Source organism: Halobacillus kuroshimensis DSM 18393, from assembly GCF_000425705.1.
Taxonomy (GTDB): domain Bacteria; phylum Bacillota; class Bacilli; order Bacillales; family Halobacillaceae; genus Halobacillus; species Halobacillus kuroshimensis.
On the sequence record NZ_AUDY01000003.1, the window covers coordinates 24,968 to 46,820 of the forward strand.

16 protein-coding genes, 1 riboswitch and 1 other annotated feature are annotated in these 21,853 nt (G+C 49.5%); of the genes, 14 read left to right on the forward strand and 2 right to left on the reverse strand.

What is annotated here, in order from left to right; translation table 11 throughout:
- Positions 1-69: 69 nt before the first annotated feature.
- Positions 70-298: a binding site (T-box leader), on the reverse strand.
- A 248-nt stretch (positions 299-546) separates the two neighbouring features.
- From H615_RS0100150 to metH, 9 genes are all read left to right on the forward strand, one after another.
- A complete protein-coding gene (locus tag H615_RS0100150) occupies positions 547-1,323 on the forward strand; it encodes a class I SAM-dependent methyltransferase (protein WP_027953266.1) in 777 nt (258 codons plus the stop codon).
- 70 nt (positions 1,324-1,393) lie between these two features.
- The gene (locus tag H615_RS0100155) at positions 1,394-2,719 is read left to right on the forward strand and encodes a cytochrome ubiquinol oxidase subunit I (RefSeq protein ID WP_027953267.1); all 1,326 of its coding nucleotides are present in this window, start codon (positions 1,394-1,396) and stop codon (positions 2,717-2,719) included.
- A 24-nt stretch (positions 2,720-2,743) separates the two neighbouring features.
- On the forward strand, positions 2,744-3,769 hold the full coding sequence (locus tag H615_RS0100160; protein WP_027953268.1) for a cytochrome d ubiquinol oxidase subunit II: 1,026 nt from the start codon (positions 2,744-2,746) through the stop codon (positions 3,767-3,769).
- Positions 3,770-3,862: 93 nt separating this feature from the next.
- Positions 3,863-4,831, forward strand: coding sequence for a glutaminase A (gene glsA, locus H615_RS0100165; RefSeq protein ID WP_027953269.1), 969 nt, complete (start codon positions 3,863-3,865; stop codon positions 4,829-4,831).
- Positions 4,821-5,267, forward strand: a complete 447-nt coding sequence (locus tag H615_RS0100170; RefSeq protein ID WP_027953270.1) for a DUF4385 domain-containing protein — start codon at positions 4,821-4,823, stop codon at positions 5,265-5,267. Before glsA ends, H615_RS0100170 begins: the two co-directional genes overlap by 11 nt.
- Before the next feature lie 106 nt (positions 5,268-5,373).
- Positions 5,374-5,484: riboswitch (SAM riboswitch) on the forward strand.
- Between the two features lie 104 nt (positions 5,485-5,588).
- Positions 5,589-6,704: a methionine biosynthesis PLP-dependent protein gene (locus tag H615_RS0100175; RefSeq protein ID WP_027953271.1), complete on the forward strand. Its 1,116-nt coding sequence runs from the start codon at positions 5,589-5,591 to the stop codon at positions 6,702-6,704.
- Positions 6,701-7,882: a cystathionine beta-lyase gene (metC, locus tag H615_RS0100180; RefSeq protein WP_027953272.1), complete on the forward strand. Its 1,182-nt coding sequence runs from the start codon at positions 6,701-6,703 to the stop codon at positions 7,880-7,882. Before H615_RS0100175 ends, metC begins: the two co-directional genes overlap by 4 nt.
- A complete protein-coding gene (locus H615_RS0100185; RefSeq protein ID WP_027953273.1) occupies positions 7,879-9,738 on the forward strand; it encodes a bifunctional homocysteine S-methyltransferase/methylenetetrahydrofolate reductase in 1,860 nt (619 codons plus the stop codon). Before metC ends, H615_RS0100185 begins: the two co-directional genes overlap by 4 nt.
- Positions 9,719-13,180: a methionine synthase gene (gene metH / locus H615_RS0100190; RefSeq protein WP_027953274.1), complete on the forward strand. Its 3,462-nt coding sequence runs from the start codon at positions 9,719-9,721 to the stop codon at positions 13,178-13,180. Before H615_RS0100185 ends, metH begins: the two co-directional genes overlap by 20 nt.
- Positions 13,181-13,323: 143 nt before the next feature.
- On the opposite strand, the gene H615_RS0100195 is transcribed toward metH, so the two are convergent.
- Positions 13,324-14,307: an NAD(P)/FAD-dependent oxidoreductase gene (locus H615_RS0100195; RefSeq protein ID WP_035531009.1), complete on the reverse strand. Its 984-nt coding sequence runs from the start codon at positions 14,305-14,307 to the stop codon at positions 13,324-13,326.
- A gap of 174 nt (positions 14,308-14,481) precedes the next feature.
- On the opposite strand from H615_RS0100195, the gene H615_RS20650 reads away from it, so the two are divergent.
- The 5 genes from H615_RS20650 (at position 14,482) to H615_RS0100220 (ending at position 21,127) form a co-directional block, all read left to right on the forward strand.
- Complete coding sequence (locus tag H615_RS20650) at positions 14,482-14,820, forward strand: PadR family transcriptional regulator (protein ID WP_425306993.1); 339 nt, start codon at positions 14,482-14,484, stop codon at positions 14,818-14,820.
- On the forward strand, positions 14,798-15,979 hold the full coding sequence (gene chrA, locus H615_RS0100205) for a chromate efflux transporter (RefSeq protein ID WP_027953276.1): 1,182 nt from the start codon (positions 14,798-14,800) through the stop codon (positions 15,977-15,979). Before H615_RS20650 ends, chrA begins: the two co-directional genes overlap by 23 nt.
- Positions 15,980-16,109: 130 nt before the next feature.
- Positions 16,110-18,914, forward strand: a complete 2,805-nt coding sequence (locus tag H615_RS0100210) for a sensor domain-containing phosphodiesterase (protein ID WP_027953277.1) — start codon at positions 16,110-16,112, stop codon at positions 18,912-18,914.
- A 13-nt stretch (positions 18,915-18,927) separates the two neighbouring features.
- Entirely contained in the window at positions 18,928-20,559 is a 1,632-nt protein-coding gene (locus tag H615_RS0100215) for a thiamine pyrophosphate-binding protein (protein ID WP_027953278.1), read from the forward strand.
- A 94-nt stretch (positions 20,560-20,653) separates the two neighbouring features.
- Complete coding sequence (locus tag H615_RS0100220) at positions 20,654-21,127, forward strand: PCYCGC motif-containing (lipo)protein (RefSeq protein ID WP_027953279.1); 474 nt, start codon at positions 20,654-20,656, stop codon at positions 21,125-21,127.
- A gap of 197 nt (positions 21,128-21,324) precedes the next feature.
- Here the strand turns inward: H615_RS0100220 and H615_RS20655 are convergent, their stop codons facing one another.
- Positions 21,325-21,843 carry an RNA polymerase sigma factor gene (locus H615_RS20655; protein ID WP_051254541.1) on the reverse strand — a complete coding sequence of 173 codons (519 nt, stop codon included), beginning with the start codon at positions 21,841-21,843 and terminating at the stop codon, positions 21,325-21,327.
- Positions 21,844-21,853: the final 10 nt, after the last annotated feature.

Below are 21,853 nucleotides of genomic sequence, written 5' to 3' on the forward strand. Positions count from 1 at the left end.
TAGATAATCACATGGGACACAACTGGATACAGTTTCCCTGAAAAAACAAAAAATCCGCCCCTGTATGAAAACAGGGACGGATGTTCATTCCGCGGTACCACCCATATTCCGTGCAGATCCAGCCGCACGGCGCTCGGTAAAAAACGGATAACGGCCGTCAGCCGGTTCCACCTACTCTCAATCATTTCAGCAGAACTTCTCAGGGATGATCTTCAACCGATTCCGCCGTCGCTTTCCACCAGCCAGCGACTCTCTACAGGTCAGGTGATCGATTTACTCTTCCCGTCAATGAAACTATACGTATCTTCTCTAATCGTACAATGGAACGTCAGGGATGTCAAAAAGTTTCTTACCCCCATCTTCGCCCATTCCCTCTTGGATTATACGTGTGGATTTCACTTTACACCCCCACTGATTTTTTGTCATTTTTTACGATTGGATCTTTGATTTGTTGTGGTTATCACAGCAGATCAAAGATTGGTATTATCCAAAACCCATGCTTCGGATTACACTATAAGCAACTCCATTGAAGGAAGGATGTCTGGGATGAAAAATGAACAGAAACGGCGTGTACAGGAAACTTTCTCAAAAAACAAAGAGGCGTATGTTCAAAGCACCACCCATAACAATCCTGATGATTTGAAACTGTTGGTCGAATGGCTGCAGCCGGAACAACACTGGAGGGTGCTCGATGCAGCCACAGGCGGCGGTCATGTGGCCAAGGCTGTGCAGCCGTTCGTGCACCGTGTATATGCGGCAGATCTGACAAAGGAAATGCTCCAGAACACAGCCGCCCACCTTTCCAGCATCGCTGATATGGCGTTTATTATAGCGGATGCTGAAGAGCTTCCTTTTCTTGACGATTACTTCGATGCGGTCACCTGCCGGATTGCTCCCCATCACTTTCCTGAACCCGATACCTTTGTATCGGAAGTCTCCCGCGTCCTGAAACCCGGCGGCCGCTTCCTCATGATTGATAACACAGCACCTGAAGATGATCAGCTTGACCATTTTTACAACGCTCTTGAAAAAAGGAGGGACCCCACCCACGTCCGTGCCTTGAAGGTATCGGAATGGGAAGCCTTATTCAACGACCAATCGCTGATCGTGAAGAAACACTTGAAACGGCAGAAGACCCTCCCCTTTTCGTCGTGGGTGACACGCACCCAGTCCTGTCCTGTTGAACAGCGCGCGATAGAACAGGCTTTATTGTCGGCCGACACCAATACCAAGGCCTACTTTTCCATTACATCGTCAGATTCAGGTGTTGAACATTTTTCCGTCGACGAGTATATGGTTCTTGTAGAAAAAGGTTCCTGCTAACGAATAATCCTCCACCTCATAGGAAGAATAACCAAAGGATAATGAAACTTGTTGTGAGGTGGGAAATCAAATGGATATCGTCGTCATGGCCCGTGCCCTTTTCGGAACTTCCCTGGGCTTCCATATCATCTATGCCACCATCGGTGTAGGACTTCCTGTGATGATCATCATAGCGGAAGTTATGTATTTCATTAAAAAAGACAGTGATTATGCACTGCTGGCGAGAAGATGGACGAAGGCCTTCGCCATCCTGCTTGCTGTATCGATCGCATCCGGAACGATTGTAGGCGTTATGATTTCCCTGCTGTTTCCTGACTTCATGGAAATCGTCGGCCAGGTCATCGCCCTGCCGTTCCAGATGGAGATTTTCGCTTTCCTGATTGAAGCGGTTTTCATGTCGATTTACTTATATGCGGCGGACCGCCTGCCGCCGACGCTCCGTCTTGTAAGCATCATCTCTGTTGCTCTTGGAGCGACTGCGTCGGCCATACTGATCACCGATGTCCATGCCTGGATGAACACCCCGGCGGGCTTCCGTATGCTTCCAAACGGGGAAATTACAGATATTGATACGTGGGCGGCCTTTTTCAACCCGAGCTTCGGGGTCACGGCCATCCATGTCACCCTTTCCGCCTACATGACCGTCGCTTTTCTTGTGGCTTCCGTGGCTGCGCTCCGTTTGATGAAGTCGAAAATCACCGACCAGGAGCGGGCCTATCATAAAAAAGCGTTGATGATCGCCCTTTATTTCGGCGCGTTGATGTCTTTAGGGACAGCAATCAACGGCCACGAAACCGCTCAAATGCTCCATGAATACAACCCAAGAAAACTGGCAGCTGCTGAAGGGTTATTCGAGACCCAGCGTTATGCCCCGCTTTCTGTCGGAGGCTACACGTCCCTTGAGGACCAGCGGGTGAAGTACGCCATTGAAATTCCATACGGACTGAGCTTCCTTGCCGGTGACCGGCTTGATACCGAAGTGATTGGTCTGAATGAATACCCGCAGGAGCTGTGGCCGCCATTGTATGTCCATATTTTGTTCAATGTCATGGTCGGCATCGGTACTGTCCTGATTGCCGTCGCTTTTGCCGCCTTGTTCTGGAAACTCGTCCTAAAAAAAGAGTTTCCCGGATGGATTCTCGCCATCCTTGTCGTCAGCGGACCGCTGGCTTTGCTGGCAATCGAAGCTGGCTGGTGCTTCAGCTGTATCGGACGTCAGCCCTGGACGATTACAGACGTCTTGAGAACAGGGGAAGCTGCAACAAAATCCAAAAGTGTCGGTTTTCTCTTTTACTTGTTCATGAGTTTGTACATCACTCTGTTGTTCGTCACAGGATTCGTCCTTCGGTTCTATTTCAAGAGAAACCCTGTCAGCCGGGACTTGAGCTCTCAATAAAGGCAGAGAAAGGAAGAACTTTTTATGGAAGCTTCAACACTGGCCGTCACCATTCTGTGGAGCCTGCTGTTCATTTACGCAATGCTCGGATCTCTTGATTTCGGGGCAGGGTTCTGGGGGATGATTTATGGAAAAAGTGAGGAAAAAAGCGCCGCCCAGATTGCCAACCGCTTTTTATCTCCGACGTGGGAGGTCACCAATGTATTCCTCGTCATCTTCGTCGTTTCAGTGGTCACGTTTTTCCCTTATGCAACGACGCTTCTGAGCAGTGTCCTGCTCGTTCCTGTCGCGCTCGGACTGCTGCTCCTGACGATCCGGACCACCTTTATGGTGTTCCAGCACTATGCAGGGAAATTTGTCGGGCTCCTTCGTGTCACCTCCGGGGTCACAGGTTTGATCATTCCTGCCCTGCTCGTCAGTATTCTGCCGATTACCCTTGGGGGATTCATCAGCTTTGAGGATGACTACCCGCGGTTGGAATACGGAGAGCTTCTGACCCATCCGACGCTGTACATGCACGTATTGTTCGGTCTATCCACCGAGTTGTTTATTTCAGCGGTTTTTTTAATGGACTATGCCAAGGAAGCTGAAGACTGGGATGCGTATGATACATTCAGAAAGCACGCCCTGTGGCTCGGACCTGTCAGCATCGCCGTCGCCATGCTGACGATCGGAACATTTCCTGAGGAAGCTGGTTGGATTGTTGATAATATTGAGCAGAATTGGCTCATTTTCGGCCTTTCCCTGTTGTTTTTCCTGATCGGCTATGTTCTTTTGTTTTTGAAAAAACCGGACGGAAGAAAGGGACGGGCCCGCCCTGCCGTCATCATGATCGTGCTGCAGTACGGATTCGCTATTTATGCGTACGGATCCGCCCACCTGCCGTACTTGATTTACCCGGATTTAACAGTCAGCGATGGGTTCACCAACGCTTCCACCTTTTACCCCATGCTGATCGTCTATGCTGTCGGTTTCGGGATTTTGATTCCAGCCTTCTATTTATTCTGGAGATTGTTCCTGAAAGACCGGCGCTACTTAAAGCAGCAGTAAGCACATGCAGCCACTTCCCTGCGGGGATGGCTGCTTTTTTTGTTTACCCACTTTCTGTAAGAGGGTACTGAACTACAAAAAAGGAGAAACGCTATGACAGAACTATCGAACTCCTATTTGGAAGAAGCTATTGAGGACAGCCGTCCCTATGCTTCTCAAGGAAAGGTGAATATGAACCTTCCTGATTACGGGGAGGCAAATAAAGACTTCCTCGGCGTCAGCATCATCACGACAGACGGCTCGTGCTACAGCGCCGGGGATCATGATCAATACATTCCGATGCAGAGTACCTCAAAAGTCATCAGCTTGATGCTTGCTCTCCAGGACTTCGGAAAGGACCGTGTTTTTCAAACCGTAGGAATGGAGCCGATGGGAGATTTCTTCAATTCCATCAGCCAGCTGGAGTCCTATGACACAAGCAAACCTTTCAACCCGATGATTAACGCAGGCGCTATCGCTACAGCTTCCCTTATTAAAGAACAGAGCGTGGAAAACCGGTTCGACCGCTATATGAATTTCTTAAAGAAAATCACCAGCAACGATCATCTTGAAATGAGCGGAGAGATGTACGAAGCAGAAAAGGCGAACGGCTCGCGCAACCGTTCCCTCGCCTACTTTATGCACAGTACAGGCACACTTGTAACCGATGTCGAAGAAGCGCTGGATTTATACTATCGTATGAATGCAGTCATGATGTGCTGTCATGACTTTGCCCGGGTCGGCTTGTTCCTTGCTAAAGGCGGCCTCGATCCAGATACGGAAGAAAGCTTGATTCCCGCCCACCACCTAAGAACCGTAAAAGCCATCATGATGACCTCCGGGATGTACAACTCCTCCGGCCACTACGCAGTCGAAGCTGGATTCCCATGTAAAAGCGGAGTATCCGGGAGCATCATCGGTACGGTGCCTGGAAGAATGGGAATCGGCGTCGTCGGCCCTGCCATTGATGAAAAGGGAAACAGCACAGCCGGCGGCGCTTTAATCAAAAAATTGTCCAGGGACCTGGAATTGAATATGTTCGGCATAGAAAATACAGAAAGGACGAAGGACCATGCCTTTTGATTACGATTTAGATTTTGATTCCATTGATTTCAGAGAAGAACCCGAAAAATACCGCGTCGGGCGCGGCGAACAGGGTGTGCTTCTCGTCGAACCCTACAAAAGTGAAATTCTGCAGCACTGGCGCTTTAAAACACCGGAAATCGCAAAAGAGTCGTCAGAAAAAATCTACGCCATGTTCGAAGAGTATAAGAAAAACGATGATTTCATCGGCATGGATATGGCCCGTAAATTCCTCCAGATGGGGTATACACGCTCGCGCCGGTACGCCAATTACAAAGGTGGAAAAAAATACGATGACGATGGAGACATCAACGACCGTGACATGGATGAGGAAAAAGCAGAATCAGCCCGGATTTTCGAAGAGAAATGGATCAAAGCCCGCGAGGATGAAGAATACCTTGAGAAAAAACGGACCCACCAAAAGGAATTCGGATAAAACAGGACGTTTCGATTAAAATTGAAAAATCTTCCGCATGCATATTGTCAAAACTTTCTGAGTAGTGTAGAGTAGTCATCAACATTTACATGAACTTACAATTATATTCTTATCGAGAGAGGCAGAGGGACTGGCCCTGTGAAGCCTCAGCAACCCCTGGTATCGACCAGAAGGGTGCTAACTCCAGCAAGTTGTTGATCAACTTGAAAGATAAGAAGAAGCCTTGGATATCCAGGACGCCTTCTTCTTAGAGAAGGCGTCCTTTTTCGTCTTCACGCTTCTTCCTCTCTTGATCAGTTCATAAACGAAAGGAGTATTTTTATGTGTCACACGGAAACAAAATTCGTCCAGACAGGAAACCAGCGGAACGAACCGTACGGAGCGATCAATCCACCGGTTTACTTTTCCACCCCTTACCGCCACCCCGGGCTCGGGGAATCTACAGGATTTGATTATACGCGGACGGGCAACCCGACAAGAAAAATCCTTGAAGCATCCATCGCCGATATCGAAGAAGGTGACGCAGGTTTTGCATTCAGTTCAGGAATGTCCGCCATCCAGACCGTCCTCTCCCTATTCCGGGAGGGTGATGAAATTCTCGTATCCGAAGATTTATACGGGGGAACCTACCGCTTATTTGAACATATGAAGGAGCGTTATCGTCTACAGTTCACCTACCTGGAAAACGAAAAGCTGAATGACCTCCCTTCTTATGTGACCGAACGTACGAAAGCCGTTTACATTGAAACCCCGACAAACCCGCTCATGCACCAAACCGACATCAAGCAGATGGCCGGACTTGCAAAAGAACATGACCTCCTGCTGATTGTCGATAACACCCTTTACACACCGGCCCTTCAACAGCCGTTGAAGGATGGAGCGGACATCGTCATTCACAGCGCGACGAAATATTTGGCTGGACATAACGATGTTCTGGCCGGACTTCTTGTCAGTAAAGGAACAGACATCAGCGAAAAGCTCGCTTTTCATCAGAATACATCCGGGGCTGTCCTGTCGCCGTTCGACTCCTGGCTCGTCATGCGCGGCATGAAAACCCTGCCTCTACGGATGAGGCAGCATGAAGGCAACGCCAAAGCCGTCGTTCGATTCCTGGAGGATCATCCATGTGTGAGTGATATTTTCTACCCAGGAAAAGGCGGCATGGTGTCCTTCCGGCTAAAGGAAGAAGATTGGATCGACCCTTTTCTAAGAGGATTGAATTTAATCAGTTTCGCGGAAAGTCTCGGAGGTGTGGAGAGCTTCATCACCTACCCCGCCACCCAGACCCATGCCGATATCCCTGAAGAAGAACGCGTCCGCTACGGCGTGTGCAATAAACTGCTCCGTTTTTCCGTAGGCGTGGAGCATATCGATGATCTTTTGACAGATCTTCAATCTACTTTGAGTCAATTACCTAAGGAGGAATCCGTCCAATGAATACCCATTCCCTGCAGACCCGCCTGCTTCACAACGACCAGAAGTTCGATCCGCAGACCGGAGCGGTGAGTGTCCCGATCCAACAGTCCTCAACCTTTCACCAACAGGATTTTGACACACCTGGAGATTACGACTACAGCCGGTCGGGAAACCCGACAAGAACAGCGTTGGAAGAGACGATCGCCGGCCTTGAAAACGGCACGAAAGGCTTTGCTTTCGCCTCCGGAATGGCAGCGATCTCCACAGCATTCATGCTTTTATCCAAAGGGGATCACATCGTTATAACCAAGGACGTATACGGGGGGACTTTCCGAATGATCCACGATGTTCTCCACCGCTTTGGAATCGATCACACCTTTGTTGACATGACCGATCTGCATGAAGTGGCTACAGCCATAAAGCCGAATACGAAGCTGTTATATATTGAAACTCCTTCCAATCCAACACTTGAAATCACTGATATAAGTGCAGTGGCAAAACTCGCCAAAGCGAACAACTGCCTCACCTTTGTCGATAACACCTTTATGACACCAGCCCTGCAGCGTCCGCTCGACCTTGGCGCCGATCTTGTCCTCCATAGTGCAACAAAGTTCATTGCCGGACACAGTGACGTCGTCGCCGGGTTAGCCGTGACCAACAGGAAAGACGTCGCAGAGGCTCTTTCTTTTCTACAGAATTCTTTCGGATCTATTCTGGGCGCACACGATTGCTGGCTCGTGCTCCGCGGCCTGAAGACACTCCACTGCCGAATCACCCAATCATCTCAATCAGCGGCAAAAGTCGCAGAAGCTTTATCCAGTCACCCTCTGGTCGAGCACGTGTACTATCCAGGCTTCCGCTGTCATCCGGGGAATTCCACCCACACGTATCAATCCGACGGGTATGGAGCCGTTCTATCTTTCCGCCTCCGTGACGAGGAGGCTGTCCGTCAATTCACAAAAGCTGTCGAAATTCCGGTGTATGCCGTAAGTCTTGGAGCTGTCGAGTCGATCTTATCGTACCCGGCGCGGATGTCCCATGCCTCCATGCCTAAGGAGGAACGGGCCAAACGCGGCATCACAGACGGACTGCTGCGTTTATCGGTCGGATTGGAAAAACCGGAGGACCTGATCGCTGACTTTTCGCAGGCTTTGAACCAAATCGAACGGACTGCTGAAGTCAGGAGGGTGAGTATATGACATTACGTGAAGCCCTCCATAGACAAACACTGGTCGGAGACGGGGCGATGGGGACTCTTCTATATTCCTACGGGGTCGACCAGTGTTTCGAGGAACTGAACCTTTCGCATCCAGAAGAAGTGAAAAGCGTTCATGACGCTTACGTCCAGGCAGGAGCCGATTTGATTCAAACCAATACGTACGGTGCCAATTACATCAAACTTGGCCGTTACGGCCTCGAGGATCACGTAAAGGAGATCAATACAGCCGCTGTCCAGCTCGCAAGACATGCCGCCGGCGACAAGGCGTATGTACTCGGAACGGTCGGCGGCATCCGGGGGGTTCAGAAACAAGCTGTTTCTCTTGAGGAAATAAAACGAAGCTTCCGGGAACAACTCTACTGTCTTTTGTTTGGACAAGTGGACGGCCTTCTTTTTGAAACCTTCTATGATCTAGAGGAACTCTCCACCATTCTGTCTATCGCCCAGAAGGAAACAGACCTTCCTCTGATTGCCCAGGTATCGATGCATGAACCCGGGGTGCTGCAGGATGGTACACCACTCCCTGACGCGCTCACTCACCTGGAAAAAATCGGAGCGGACGTGACAGGCATCAACTGCCGTCTCGGCCCGTACCATATGATCCAGTCCTTAGAAGAAGTGCCCTTACCCGAAAAAGCTTTTCTATCTGTCTATCCGAATGCCAGTCTGCCGGCCTTTCAGGATGGCAGACTCGTTTATGCGACAGATCCCTCCTACTTTCAAAAAAGCGCCCGGGCGCTTTACGACCAAGGGGCGCGGATCATCGGCGGGTGCTGCGGCACAACACCGGAGCACATTGAAGCCATCGCATCCAAAGTAAAAGAAAAAGCACCGATCAAAGAAAAGATTGTAGTTGTCCGACAAAAGGCCGAAACAGCCGTCCAATCCACTAAAGATCAACGACCACACCTCCATGAAGCGGCGAAGAAAGGCCGGTCCATCATTGTCGAACTGGATCCCCCGAAAAAGTTGAACATTGACCGTTTTCTTAAAGGGTCCAAAGCGCTTCAGGAAGCTGGTGTTAACTCGATCACCCTTGCGGATAACTCCCTAGCCTCTCCACGAATCAGCAACTCTGTTATGGCTTCGATCATTAAAGAGAAATATGATGTCGATCCACTCGTCCATATCGCCTGCCGGGACCGCAATCTTCTCGGTCTGCAGTCCCACTTGATGGGTCTTCATACACAAGGCATCCGCCAAGTCCTTGCGGTCACCGGCGATCCCACGAAGATCGGGGATTTTCCTGGAGCGACGTCTGTCTATGATTTGTCATCTTTGGATCTCATTCACTATATTAAGCAGATGAACAGAGGCATTTCTTTTTCCGGAAATTCTCTCGGGAACCAAACATCATTCTCAGTCGCTGCAGCCTTTAATCCGAATGTAAGAAATTTGAACCGTGCCGTAGGAAGAATGAAGAAGAAAATCACCGCCGGCGCTGATTACTTTATCAGTCAGCCTGTGTTTAACGAAGAGCAGCTTCTCGAAGTCTATGAAGCGACAAAACAAGTGGAAGCCCCTCTTTACATCGGCATCATGCCGTTGACAAGCGCACGCAATGCTGAATTCCTTCACAATGAAGTGCCCGGCATCACCCTGTCTCCTTCTATACTGGAAAAAATGGAAAAATCCGGACAGGACCGGAAACAAGCGCAGGCCGAGGGCATCAGCATCGCAAAGTCCCTCATCGATACAGCGGTTGACCTGTTTAACGGCATTTACTTGATCACCCCGTTCCTCCGCTACGAGATGACGGTGGAACTAACGAAGTACATTAAACAGAAAACAAAGGAACAGGAAAGGAAGATGTCCGATGGCATCCACATGGTTTGACGAACAGCTGAAAAAGAGGATTCTCATTTTGGACGGAGCCATGGGGACGATGCTTCAGGAAGCCGGCCTGAGCCCTGAGGATTTTGGCGGCGAGGACTACGACGGATGCAATGAATATTTGAACCTCACCTACCCGGAGTTGATTGATACCATCCACACCCGGTATATGGAAGCGGGAGCGGACATTATCGAAACCAACACGTTTGGTGCGACGAGCCTTGTCCTCGATGAATACAATCTCGGTCACCTGGCGGAGGAAATCAATATCAAAGCAGCACAAATCGCTAAAACGGCTGCAGAACGAATGAGCACAGAAGATCACCCCCGCTTTGTTGCAGGAGCGATGGGGCCGACGACGAAAACCTTATCCGTCACCGGTGGGACGATATTCGAGCAGCTGGCGGACACCTATGAGGAACAGGCACGCGGATTAATGAGGGGAAACGTCGACCTTCTGTTGTTGGAAACGTCCCAGGATATGCTGAATGTCAAAGCGGCCTATCTCGGGATTACACGTGCCGGTCATGCACTCGGAATCGAGGTGCCCCTTATGATTTCCGGTACGATTGAGCCGATGGGAACGACCCTTGCCGGACAAAGCATAGAAGCCTTTTATTTATCGCTGGAACATATGAATCCGGCTGTCGTCGGGTTGAACTGCGCCACAGGGCCGGAGTTTATGCGGGATCACCTGCGCTCTCTTTCGGATCTTGCTGCCACCTCCGTCAGCTGCTACCCCAATGCAGGGCTGCCCGATGAAGAAGGACATTATCATGAAACCCCGGCTTCTCTGGCATCTAAAGTGGCAGGTTTTGCTGAAAAAGGATGGTTGAATATTGTCGGCGGCTGCTGTGGCACGACGCCGGATCACATTCGTGCCATAGCAGAAGCCGTCAAGGAGTACACTCCAAGAACCGCCCCGGAAGACCATGCCCACGCACTATCCGGAATTGAGCCGTTGATTTATGATGATCCCGCTGACCGCCCGATCCTTGTAGGGGAACGGACGAACGTAATCGGGTCCAGAAAGTTCAAACGGTTGATTGCAGAAGAAAAATACGAGGAAGCGTCGGAAATTGCCCGCGCCCAAGTGAAAAAAGGAGCACAGGTCATCGATATCTGTCTAGCCGACCCGGACCGGGAGGAAATCAAGGATATGGAAGCCTTCATGAAGCAGGTCGTCAATAAGGTGAAGGTGCCTCTGGTGATCGACTCCACGGATTATCACGTCATCAGGAAAGCTCTTACCTTTTCCCAGGGGAAAGTGATCATTAACTCCATCAACCTGGAGGATGGTGTAGAGCGCTTCAAAGAGGTGCTTCCCCTAGCTAAGCAGTTCGGAGCGGCACTTGTTGTCGGGACGATTGATGAAACGGGGATGGCCGTTACGGCGGAGCGGAAACTGGAAATCGCCGAACGTTCCTTTGATATTCTCGTAAACGAATACGAGATAAACCCTCGTGATATTATTTTTGACCCGCTCGTCTTCCCCGTCGGTACCGGAGATGCGCAGTATATCGGGTCAGCAGAAGCGACAATTGAAGGCATCCGGTTGATTAAGCAGCACCTTCCTCTCTGTCAGACTGTCCTTGGAGTGAGTAATGTATCGTTCGGGCTTCCTCCAGTCGGCCGGGAAGTGCTGAACGCTGTCTATTTGTATCACTGTACAAAAGCCGGTCTTGATTATGCGATTGTGAATACGGAAAAGCTCGAGCGCTACGCCTCGATCGGCGGGGATGAAATCTCCCTCGCCGATGAACTGCTGTTTCATACCAATGACGCAACACTGGCAGATTTCACAGCTTTTTACCGCGGAAAGAAAAAGGAATCCAAAACGCCGACATCAACAATGACTCTTGAGGAGCGGCTCGCTCATTATGTCGTGGAAGGTACGAAGGAAGGGCTGATACCTGATTTGAACCTCGCCCTCCAACAGTATGACACACCTCTTTCGATTATTAACGGCCCGTTAATGACCGGCATGGCTGAAGTCGGCCGCTTGTTCAATGATAACCAGCTGATTGTCGCTGAGGTTCTGCAGAGTGCCGAAGTCATGAAGGCTTCCGTCGCCTACCTTGAGCCGCATATGGAAAAAGGGGATGCTTCCAATAAAAAAGGCAAGGTTCTGCTTGCGACAGTCAAAGGGGATGTTCATGACATCGGCAAAAACCTGGTCGAAATCATCTTAAGCAACAATGGTTTTGAAGTCGTCGATCTCGGAATCAAAGTGACACCCGCAGAGCTGATTCAGCAGATACAGCAAGAAAAACCGAGCATTGTCGGGCTCTCCGGTCTGCTCGTGAAATCTGCCCAGCAGATGGTATTAACCGCTCAGGACTTGAAACAGCAGAACATCCACCTGCCGATTCTTGTCGGCGGCGCTGCCCTGTCACGGAAGTTCACCCATACAAAAATTTCACCAGAATATGGAGGACCTGTCTTATATGCCAAGGATGCCATGGATGGGCTCGCTATTTCCAATCAATTAAGCAGTGAAGATTCCAGGGAACAGTTTCTAAGTGAACAGGCTGAAAAACAGGCTGCTGCAGTCGAGCGAACGAATCGTCCAGCCCCGGAAAAAAACAGAGGCGGAGGCACAGCCACGGCTGTCCGACCAGTCTCAATGGCTGCCGAGAATGGACCCGTCTACCAGCCACACGACTTTCAGCGGCACTTGATCCTCCGACACCCTGTCGCACACGTTGAACCGTATATCAATAAGCAGATGTTGATTGGACACCACCTTGGATTAAAGGGCAGATTCGAGAAGCTGCTGGCAGAAGGAAATGAAAAAGCCGTCCATTTAAACGAAGTCGTCAATCAACTGCTGACGCAGGCGAAACAAAACAACTGGATTGAACCTTCTGCCTTATACCAGTTTTTCCCCGCGCAGTCCGACGGCGATGATGTCCTGATCTACGATCCCCGGGATCATACCCGTGTCATGGAACGCTTTACGTTCCCGAGGCAGCAGAAAGAACCGTTTCTCTGCCTGGCAGACTATTTAAGATCCGTTTCAAGCGGAGAGATGGATTATGTCGGTTTTTTCTCAGTTACCGCAGGCAAAGGAATCAGACAAAGGTCCGTGGAGCTGAAAAATAACGGCCGTTACCTGGAAAGCCATGCGCTGCAGGCACTGGCTCTGGAGACAGCTGAAGGGCTGGCGGAAAAGATCCACCAGGAAATGCGTGACCGCTGGGGGTTCCCGGATACGACAGACTTTACGATGCAGGAACGATTTTCAGCCAAATATCAGGGACAGCGGTATTCTTTCGGCTACCCGGCCTGTCCAGAGCTTGAAGATCAGAAGAAGCTGTTCCGCCTTCTTCAACCAGAGGATATTGGTATTGAACTGACAGAAGAATGCATGATGGAACCGGAAGCATCCGTAACAGCGATGGTATTTGCCCATCCGGAGGCCCGTTACTTCAACGTTCATTAAAACGAAGCGGAAAAGCTCTATACCGATATAAAACCCGTACAGAGACCAAGATTTCTGAGTCACTGTACGGGTTTATCCTTTGATTGCCACGCTCGTCCACGGAGAGCCGTTTTTACAGATCAAAAGACCTGAGACGCGACTTGTTAATCATCGAGGTATTTATAAATGACGGTACTGTAGACCTGAGTCTTCGCTTTAGGATCCAGGAAAGTGGCCGCGCTGTTGATGGCAGCCATTGCTTCATTGAATCCGGAAGCAATCAACATCGTTTTACTTGGATAGACCACTGCATCCCCTGCCGCGAACACTCCGGGAATATTGGTACACATATCCGTTTCTACAGGAATCCGTCCTTTATCGGTGTGGATTCCCCATTGATCATACACGCTTTTCTCCATCTGCAGTCCTTCATAAACGAGAAGGTGATCAATAGAAAGCTCTGTACCATCACTCAAAATCACCCCGGTCATCTGTCCGTCTTCCTCTTTCAACTGCTGAATGGTACGGCCGTACTGGACGTGAACTGAGGACGCCTGCAGTTTTTCCTCATCCTTTTCATAAACCGCTTTAAAGGCGTTGCCCCTATTGATCAGCGTCACTTCATCAGCGGAGTCTTCCAGCGCAAGCGCCCAGTCGATTCCGACACGGTTTTCTGATACTACAGCGGTTTTCAGCCCTTTATACTGTTCCTTATTTTTTATTGTGTAATGGATTTGTGTGCCATCATAAACAGCGGCGCCATTCACCTGGAGAGGCTGCATTTGGAAAGTCCCCAGTCCGGAAGCGATCAGGACGGTCCTTGTATAATGAGCGGACCCATCATTGGTCATGAGAAGAAACGTCCCATCTTCCTGTTTCTGAAAATCTTTTACTTTCGTCCCTGTCACAAGAGCCGGATGAATGCTCTGTGCCTGTTTTTCCACATTTGCCGCAAGTTCCTCCCCGGATATCCCGGGAAAACCGCCGACATCATAGATTTGTTTCTCCGGGTAAAAGAACGAAACCTTGCCTCCTGTTTCCGGCTGGTCTTCAATCACCTTCGTCTTCAGCCCTCTCATCCCACTATAAAAAGCGGCGTACATCCCCGTCGTACCTCCGCCGATAATGGTTACATCGTACATTTCCATGTCTGTCACCTTCTCCGCTTCATATATGTTCGTACACGTGATTACCTCCCATTGTACGGAGGGCGGAAAAAGAATGCAAAAGTAAATCTTTTGTAAAGGTTACAGGGATTCCATTGCTTTCCCCCAACCATTATCGTATTATGATATCGGATTTCGATAATGGAGGTGGTCGATGTGCTGAGAGATTTTTTTCTTGGTTCGATTAAGATCCATATCCTCTATCATGCCAGTATAGAACCGATATACGGCGCGTTTCTTATAGAGGAGCTTGCTTCCCATGGTTATGATATCAGTCCGGGGACCCTCTACCCTACGCTCAAGCAGCTGCATAAGGATGAGCTGCTTGAAAAATACGAGGAGAAGGTAGAAGGGAAAATCCGCAAATACTATGTCATTACAGACAAGGGGCAGCAGGTACTGAAAGAAGGAAAACAGCAGGTCCAGGAACTTGCTGAAGAAATCTTAGGGAAAGATTGGAGGAAGATTTCAGATGAGTCAATCAAAGAAAAGTAACTGGCTGGAAATACTGCGCACGTCGACAAAACTCGGCTTCACGTCCTTCGGCGGCCCTATTGCGCACCTTGCCTATTTTAAGGACGAATACATCGATCGTAAAAAGTGGCTCGATGATAAAACCTATGCTGATATCATTGCCCTCTGCCAGTTTCTCCCCGGCCCGGCAAGCAGTCAGGTAGGCATTGCCATAGGTATGCTGCGCGGAGGGTTCATTGGAGGATTGATTTCCTGGTTCGGTTTTACGATGCCGTCCATTCTGGTTCTTATTCTATTCGCTATGCTTTATCAATCCTTTGACTTGGCAGATGCCGGTTTCATCCACAGCCTTAAAGTCGTTGCTGCAGCTGTCGTCCTGCATGCATTGATGGGGCTTGGTAAAAAGTTGACACCGGACAAGCCGAGGATTGCGATAGCACTGGCAGCCGCCTTGATTCTGCTGCTTTATCCATCCGCCTGGATGCAGCTGGTCATCATATTCGCTGCGGGCGTCTTCGGGTGGAAGATGTTTTCCGGATTGAATCCATCCAGAATCCAGCCGTTTCCTGTCACCTTTTCTAAAAAAGCAGGGGTCGCTTCCCTCAGTATTCTTGTCGCCCTGCTTATTTTTCTGCCTGTGCTGGCAAGGAATACAGACAGTCTGTTCATCCAGCTGTTTGATACATTCTTCAGGGTCGGATCTCTTGTCTTCGGGGGCGGTCATGTGGTCCTTCCGATGCTGGAACGGGAAGTTGTTCCGACCGGACTTTTATCTGCCGGTGATTTTCTTGCTGGATATGGAATGGCTCAGGCTGTTCCCGGACCTTTGTTCACGTTTTCAAGCTATCTCGGTACGATGATTCAGGGAATATCTGGAGCTGTCGCCGCGACGGCAGGGATTTTCCTCCCGTCTTTCCTGTTCCTTGTAGCCGCGCTCCCGTTCTTGAACGAACTTAGAAAGCGCCCGGCTTTCCAAGGAGTTCTGACAGGCGTGAACGCCAGCGTCGTCGGCATCCTGCTGGCTGCCTTTTATGATCCGGTCCTTAAGAGCTCGATTTTAAGCGGAGAAGATTTCGCGCTCGCTGCCATCCTGTTCTCCCTGCTTCATTTCTTTAAAGTCCCGGCATGGGCCATCGTTATCATCGGGGTTGCTGCCGGAGCTGTGCTCAATATGTTATAGATACCAGGCACAAAAGACGTTCTTTTGTGCCTTTTATTTTCGATCTTATTCAAAAAACTTTGGATCTTATGCAGGAAGTTCACTATAATAGTCGAACTTTATCAAAAGATGAAACTATGGAGGGAACCACATGGCTGAAGAGCAAACCAGATATTCTCGACTAGCTCAAATTACCAAGCTGATCAACACCAAGTTGGATCTGCGCGAAGTATTAGAGCATGTAGTAACAGCCATATCAGAAGAAATCATGAGGTGCGATTCCGTGGGGATTTATCTCCCGCGGGAAGACGGCACGTACCAGGGGTATGTAGGGAAACCCAATACCATTAACGGCATGACATTGGATATGCACATTGTCGAGCCGGAACAGGATCTGTTAGCCAAAGAAGTGATTGAAACGCGGGAAGCAATTTATATCCCGGACACTTCCAAGGATGACCGCCCGGACCAGCGGGCGATCCAGGCGTTTAAGATCAACTCGCTGCTTGTCGCTCCCATCTCCTATGAAGATGAATTGTATGGACTCGTCTTCTTGTTTGACTACGGGATCCCCATGGATTTGACGGACTCTGAGATTGAAAGCGTCAAAGCCTATATTCACATGGCCGCTGTAGCGCTGCGAAATGCCAACAACCTGACAAGAAAAGAAAAACTGATTTCAGAAAAACAGCTTCTCCTTAACGTGACACGCGATTTATCTTTGTGTTCTTCGCTGCAGGAAGCTCTTGATAAATGTTTTTATTACCTTGGAGAAGTCCTTGGAAACCAGAACATCGGCGCGCATTTTATCGATCCTGTAGCAGAAGACCGCCTGAAGCCGGCGAGCCTGAACAAAAACAGTGACTGGACCGAGGAAGACTGGATCGCCACTCACAGAAAGACACGGTTCGATCATAAGGAAGACTTGATCTTTCAGGAAGTGATTGAAACAAAAAAGTCCGTGCTTGTCCCGGATGTGTATGAAGATGACCGTGTCAACAAGCACATTTGCAGGGAGTTTGGAATTAAAGGACTGTATATGATTCCTCTTGTATCACTTGGAGAAGTCCTTGGCGCCATCGCCATCGTCAATCTGACTGAAACGGAATTCCGCTTCACCCCCTCTGTCCGCCAGCTCGCTGAATCCATCGTGGATACAACAGCCCCCGTTTTATTCAATCTATTGTATATAGAAAAGCAGGAGGTTATCATCCAGGACCGTACCTCTGAATTAATAGAGAAAAACCGGGAACTGGAGGAGGCTTTCATAGAATTGAAGCAGATCAGCCGTGAAAAGGACCTGATCTTGAATTCCGCGGGCGAAGGGATTTTCGGCATCGACCTTGATGGAAACATCACCTTCGCAAACCCTTCTGCCACCAGTCTGCTCGGTTATGCCGATGAAACCGATGTAGTGGGCTTGTCTTACGCACGGATTTTCAAGTGGGAAGATCCGAGTGTGGACATCCACTCCTTCAAGGATCTCTATCTCTGGAAGGAAACTTACAGCGGGCAGGAGCACTTTTTCATAAAAAAAGACGGCGGATCGTTTCCTGTCGAATATGTTATAACACCTAAGCAGGAAAACGATAAGACCATCGGGTACGTAGTGACCTTCAAAGATGTGACATCACGCAAGCAGATGGAGGAAAAGATCAAATACCATGCCTATTATGATGTCGTCACCAATATTCCGAACCGTGTCCTGTTCAGAGACAGGCTGAAGCAGGCGCTCAGCTATGCAGAATTAACAGGAAAGTCGCTGGGCATTCTGTTTCTGGACCTTGACCGATTCAAGAAAATCAATGATACGTTCGGACACAGCTTCGGGGATATGGTGCTCCAGCAGGCCGCCCAGCGTCTGGAGCATGCCATTCCGAAGGAGGCGACGGTTTCCAGGCAGGGAGGCGACGAATTCATCATCCTTCTTCCTAAAATCGATCGGACAGATGATGCTGTTGCATGCGCAGAGCGGGTATTGGCTTCTTTCGACACACCCTTTACGATTCAATCCCAGGAAGTAAGCATAAAAACCAGCATTGGTATCAGCATATATCCAGAGAATGGGGACAATGTTGAATCGTTGATCAAACATGCGGACGTAGCGATGTATAAAGCGAAAGATTACGCTGGTAATCAATATCAGCTTTTTTCCAATGATATCGAAGAACGTTCGGTTGAACAGATCCAGCTGGAGAATGACTTATTCAAAGCCCTCCAGCGTGGGGATGAGTTTGAACTGTATTATCAGCCCAAATTCGATGTCCGCTCCGATGAATTGATCGGTACAGAAACACTGATTCGTTGGAATCATCCGGAATTCGGTTTGCTGTCCCCCGGCCGGTTTATTCCGCTGGCGGAAGAAACCGGGTTGATTACCGCCCTCGGGGAGTGGGTCATCAAAGAATCCTGCCGCCAGATGAAAAAGTGGTACGACAAAGGATGCACGCAGCTCGCCGTCTCCGCCAACCTGTCGCCGCAGCAGTTCCAGCAGACCGATCTTGCATCCAAGGTAGCTGCTATTCTTAAAGAGACTGGTCTTCCACCACAGCTGCTCGAATTGGAGCTGACAGAAAATTTAATCGTCAACAATACCAATCAAACCCTTAAAACGATCCGGGAACTGAAGGACCTTGGTGTGCAGATATCCATTGATGATTTTGGGACAGGTTATTCCTCCCTCGGCTATTTGAAGGATTTCCCGGTGGATACGCTTAAGATTGATAAATCCTTTATTGATCATATGACAACGAATGCGAACAATGCCGCCATCATCAAGACGATCATCACTCTGGCTGACAGTCTGAAACTGAACGTCATTGCAGAAGGAGTCGAGAGCAGAGATCAGGCTGACTTCCTTGCCCGGCACGGGTGCTACTGGATTCAAGGATATTTATACAGCCGCCCTCTTCCTGTATCTGAATTTGAGGAGCGGTACGTCCCATCACATTCATAAAGGAGCTAATGAAATGAAATCTGTTCGTGCTGTACTGGATTATTTAGTTTCAGGAGATGTTTCTTATATTTTTGGAATTCCGGCTGGATCGGTAAATGCCTTTTTTGATGAGCTTTATGACACGCCTTCCATTACACCTGTTATCGCTAAGCATGAGGGAGCAGCCTCCTATATGGCCGCTGCCTATGCTAAATATTCCGGTTCGCTGAGTGTATGCATCGGAAGCAGTGGTCCCGGCGGAACAAATCTGGTGACAGGGGCGGCGAATGCGATGCGGGAGCACCTTCCTGTCCTGTTCCTCACCGGAGCTGTCCCTGTGGATACTGTCGGATTGAACGCGTCCCAGGAACTGCATGCGGATCCTCTGTATCAGTCTGTGACGAAATACAGCCAGCGTGTGGACCGGGCGGAGGACCTGCTTCCGGAAATTCATAAAGCGGTGGAAATTGCCCTGACCGGTGTTCCAGGCCCTGTGCATATCGCTATGCCGATCGACGTTCAGCTTTCATCCGTTACGCCCCCCGCTCTTCCGGCTTTTCCGGAACGGCTCCCTCTTCTTCCCGATGATGAAAAAATCCAGAAAACGGCTGAAAAACTCGCCGGAACGAGTGGATTTATTTTCGCCGGCCAAGGGATCCGCGGGTCTGTCGAAGACGTACTGGAACTGGCTGAAACGCTGGAATGGCCGATTATCACAACCCCTCAGGCGAAGGGATTCATCCCGGATGATCACCCGCTTCTGAAAGGGATATTCGGATTTGCGGGGCACGAAGAGGCTTCCGCATTCATTCATTCGAATGAAGCTGAAACCATCCTTGTGCTTGGGTCGAGCCTTGGGGAAACGGCTACGAACAACTGGAATCCCGCCCTGGCTGCCAACCGGACGCTTATCCAGGTTGATTACGATGCTACGGTCTTCAACCGGAAGTATCCGGTTGACATGGCTGTACACGGGGATATCAATGTGACCGTATCTTCTTTGATTACAGCTTTGAATCAGCTTGGACAAAGGCAGAAACGAATGGCTGCCTTCCCACAGCGCTCACAGGAAATCACACCGGAGTATAACACCCAGAATGTGCTGCTCTCCCTGCAGAAGCTCCTTCCTGAGAATACACGCTATACAGTGGATATCGGAGAATTCATGGCTTATGTCGTCCACTATATGAACGTCCGTTCCACGGATTCTTTTGATATCAATGTCCACTTCGGAGCGATGGGAAGCGGCATCGGCAGTGCCATCGGTGCCAAGCTTGCAGAACCGGAAAGACCCGTGGTAAGCCTCACCGGAGATGGCTGCTTCTTCATGCACGGGATGGAACTGCTGACAGCCAAAGAATACAACATCCCCGTCTTGTTTATCGTGATGAATAATGCACGGCTCGGCATGGTCCATCACGGGCATACGCTGCAGTATAAGCGTGCGCATGAGCGGTTTGGTCAGGAAGCGGTCAATATTACTGCTATGGCCGCTTCTCTTGGTGTGCCGTCTGCTTCCGTTCATTCCATGGAAGATGTGAATGAAGATACACTCGGAGAGGTTTTGAAAAGCAGCGGGCCAGCCGTTCTTGAGATTTCCCTTGTGGATGACAATGTCCCGCCTATGGGTGATAGAGTCAAGTTCCTCTCTTCTTTCGGAAAATAATTCTATGAAAGTCTGTCATTTTTTTGAAAACGATTGAATCTTTCCTGCACCCTCTTTATGATAGAGGTAATCTATATAAAGAGGGTGCTTTGTTTTGCTGAAAAATGTACTCATCATGGGTATACTCGTATCCGGCCTGTTCCTTACAGGATGTGGAGCGTCGGAAAGTGAAGAGAGTCATGTCGAACATGCGAACGGAGACCTGCGTGAAGAAACGGCTTCAGCGGATGTCCTCCCCGCCTTCATGGACGAGAAACCCGAAAATGTCCAGAACATCTACCTGGCTGCTGCCCAGCACCGTGATCTGCTTGAAAACATTCCCTGCTACTGTGGTTGCGGAGAAAGCGCCGGCCATAAAGATAATTACGACTGCTTCGTTCATGAAAACCATGACGACGGCCGGATCATGTGGGATGACCACGGAACGAAATGCGGGGTCTGCCTTGAAATTGCTGCCTCTTCCATCAACGATTATCAGCAGGGGAAATCGATCAAGGACATCCGTGCAGATATTGATGAAGCATATGAAAACGGGTATGCAGAACCTACCCCAACCCCTGCTCTTTAATCAGATCGTTTTAAAATGAACAACGAAGGCCGCCCCGGTTTCCAGGGCGGCCTTTGTTTGTTGAGAATTAGTATGTTGTACTCACAGAGCGTTCGAGGTCACGCCCCGCTTAAGCGAATGATCCGCACTCATGGAGACGCTAGAAAAACACAGGTTCCTCTGCACGCTGAAAGGAAGCCATTTTCAGAGTGACTCTTTCATGCCGTCTTTTCCACCGACTTCTTCTGATCGAATTTCTGCTTTAACTGTTTCCGGCCCCGGTGCAGCCTCGACTTCACGGCGCCCTGGGTTATGTTCAGAAAGGCCGCGATTTCCTGCTCCTTCATGCTGTACTGAAAGCTTAAGTGAAGAACATCCCTTATTTTAGGGGATAGTAAGTTGATGGATGATTGGATCTCCTCCTCAAGCTGATGCCGTTCACACGTTGCTTCAACGAGGGAGTCCTTTTGACATAAAGAATCGGGCAGCGGGATATGTTCAAGCGATACTACAACGGCACGCCGCTCTTTTCTCAGCAGATCGACCGCTTTTCTTGCGGCAATCGTAGACAACCAGGCTCCCGCTTTTTCCTCATCCGTCAGTTCATCCAGTTTGTGATAGGCTTTCAAGTACGTTTCCTGCACCACATCTTCAGCAAGGCTGTGGCTTTTCATCACTTTATATGCAGAGAAAAAGACCCGCCGGTGATAACGCTCATAAAGTTCACGGATATCCATCCGGCTCTCC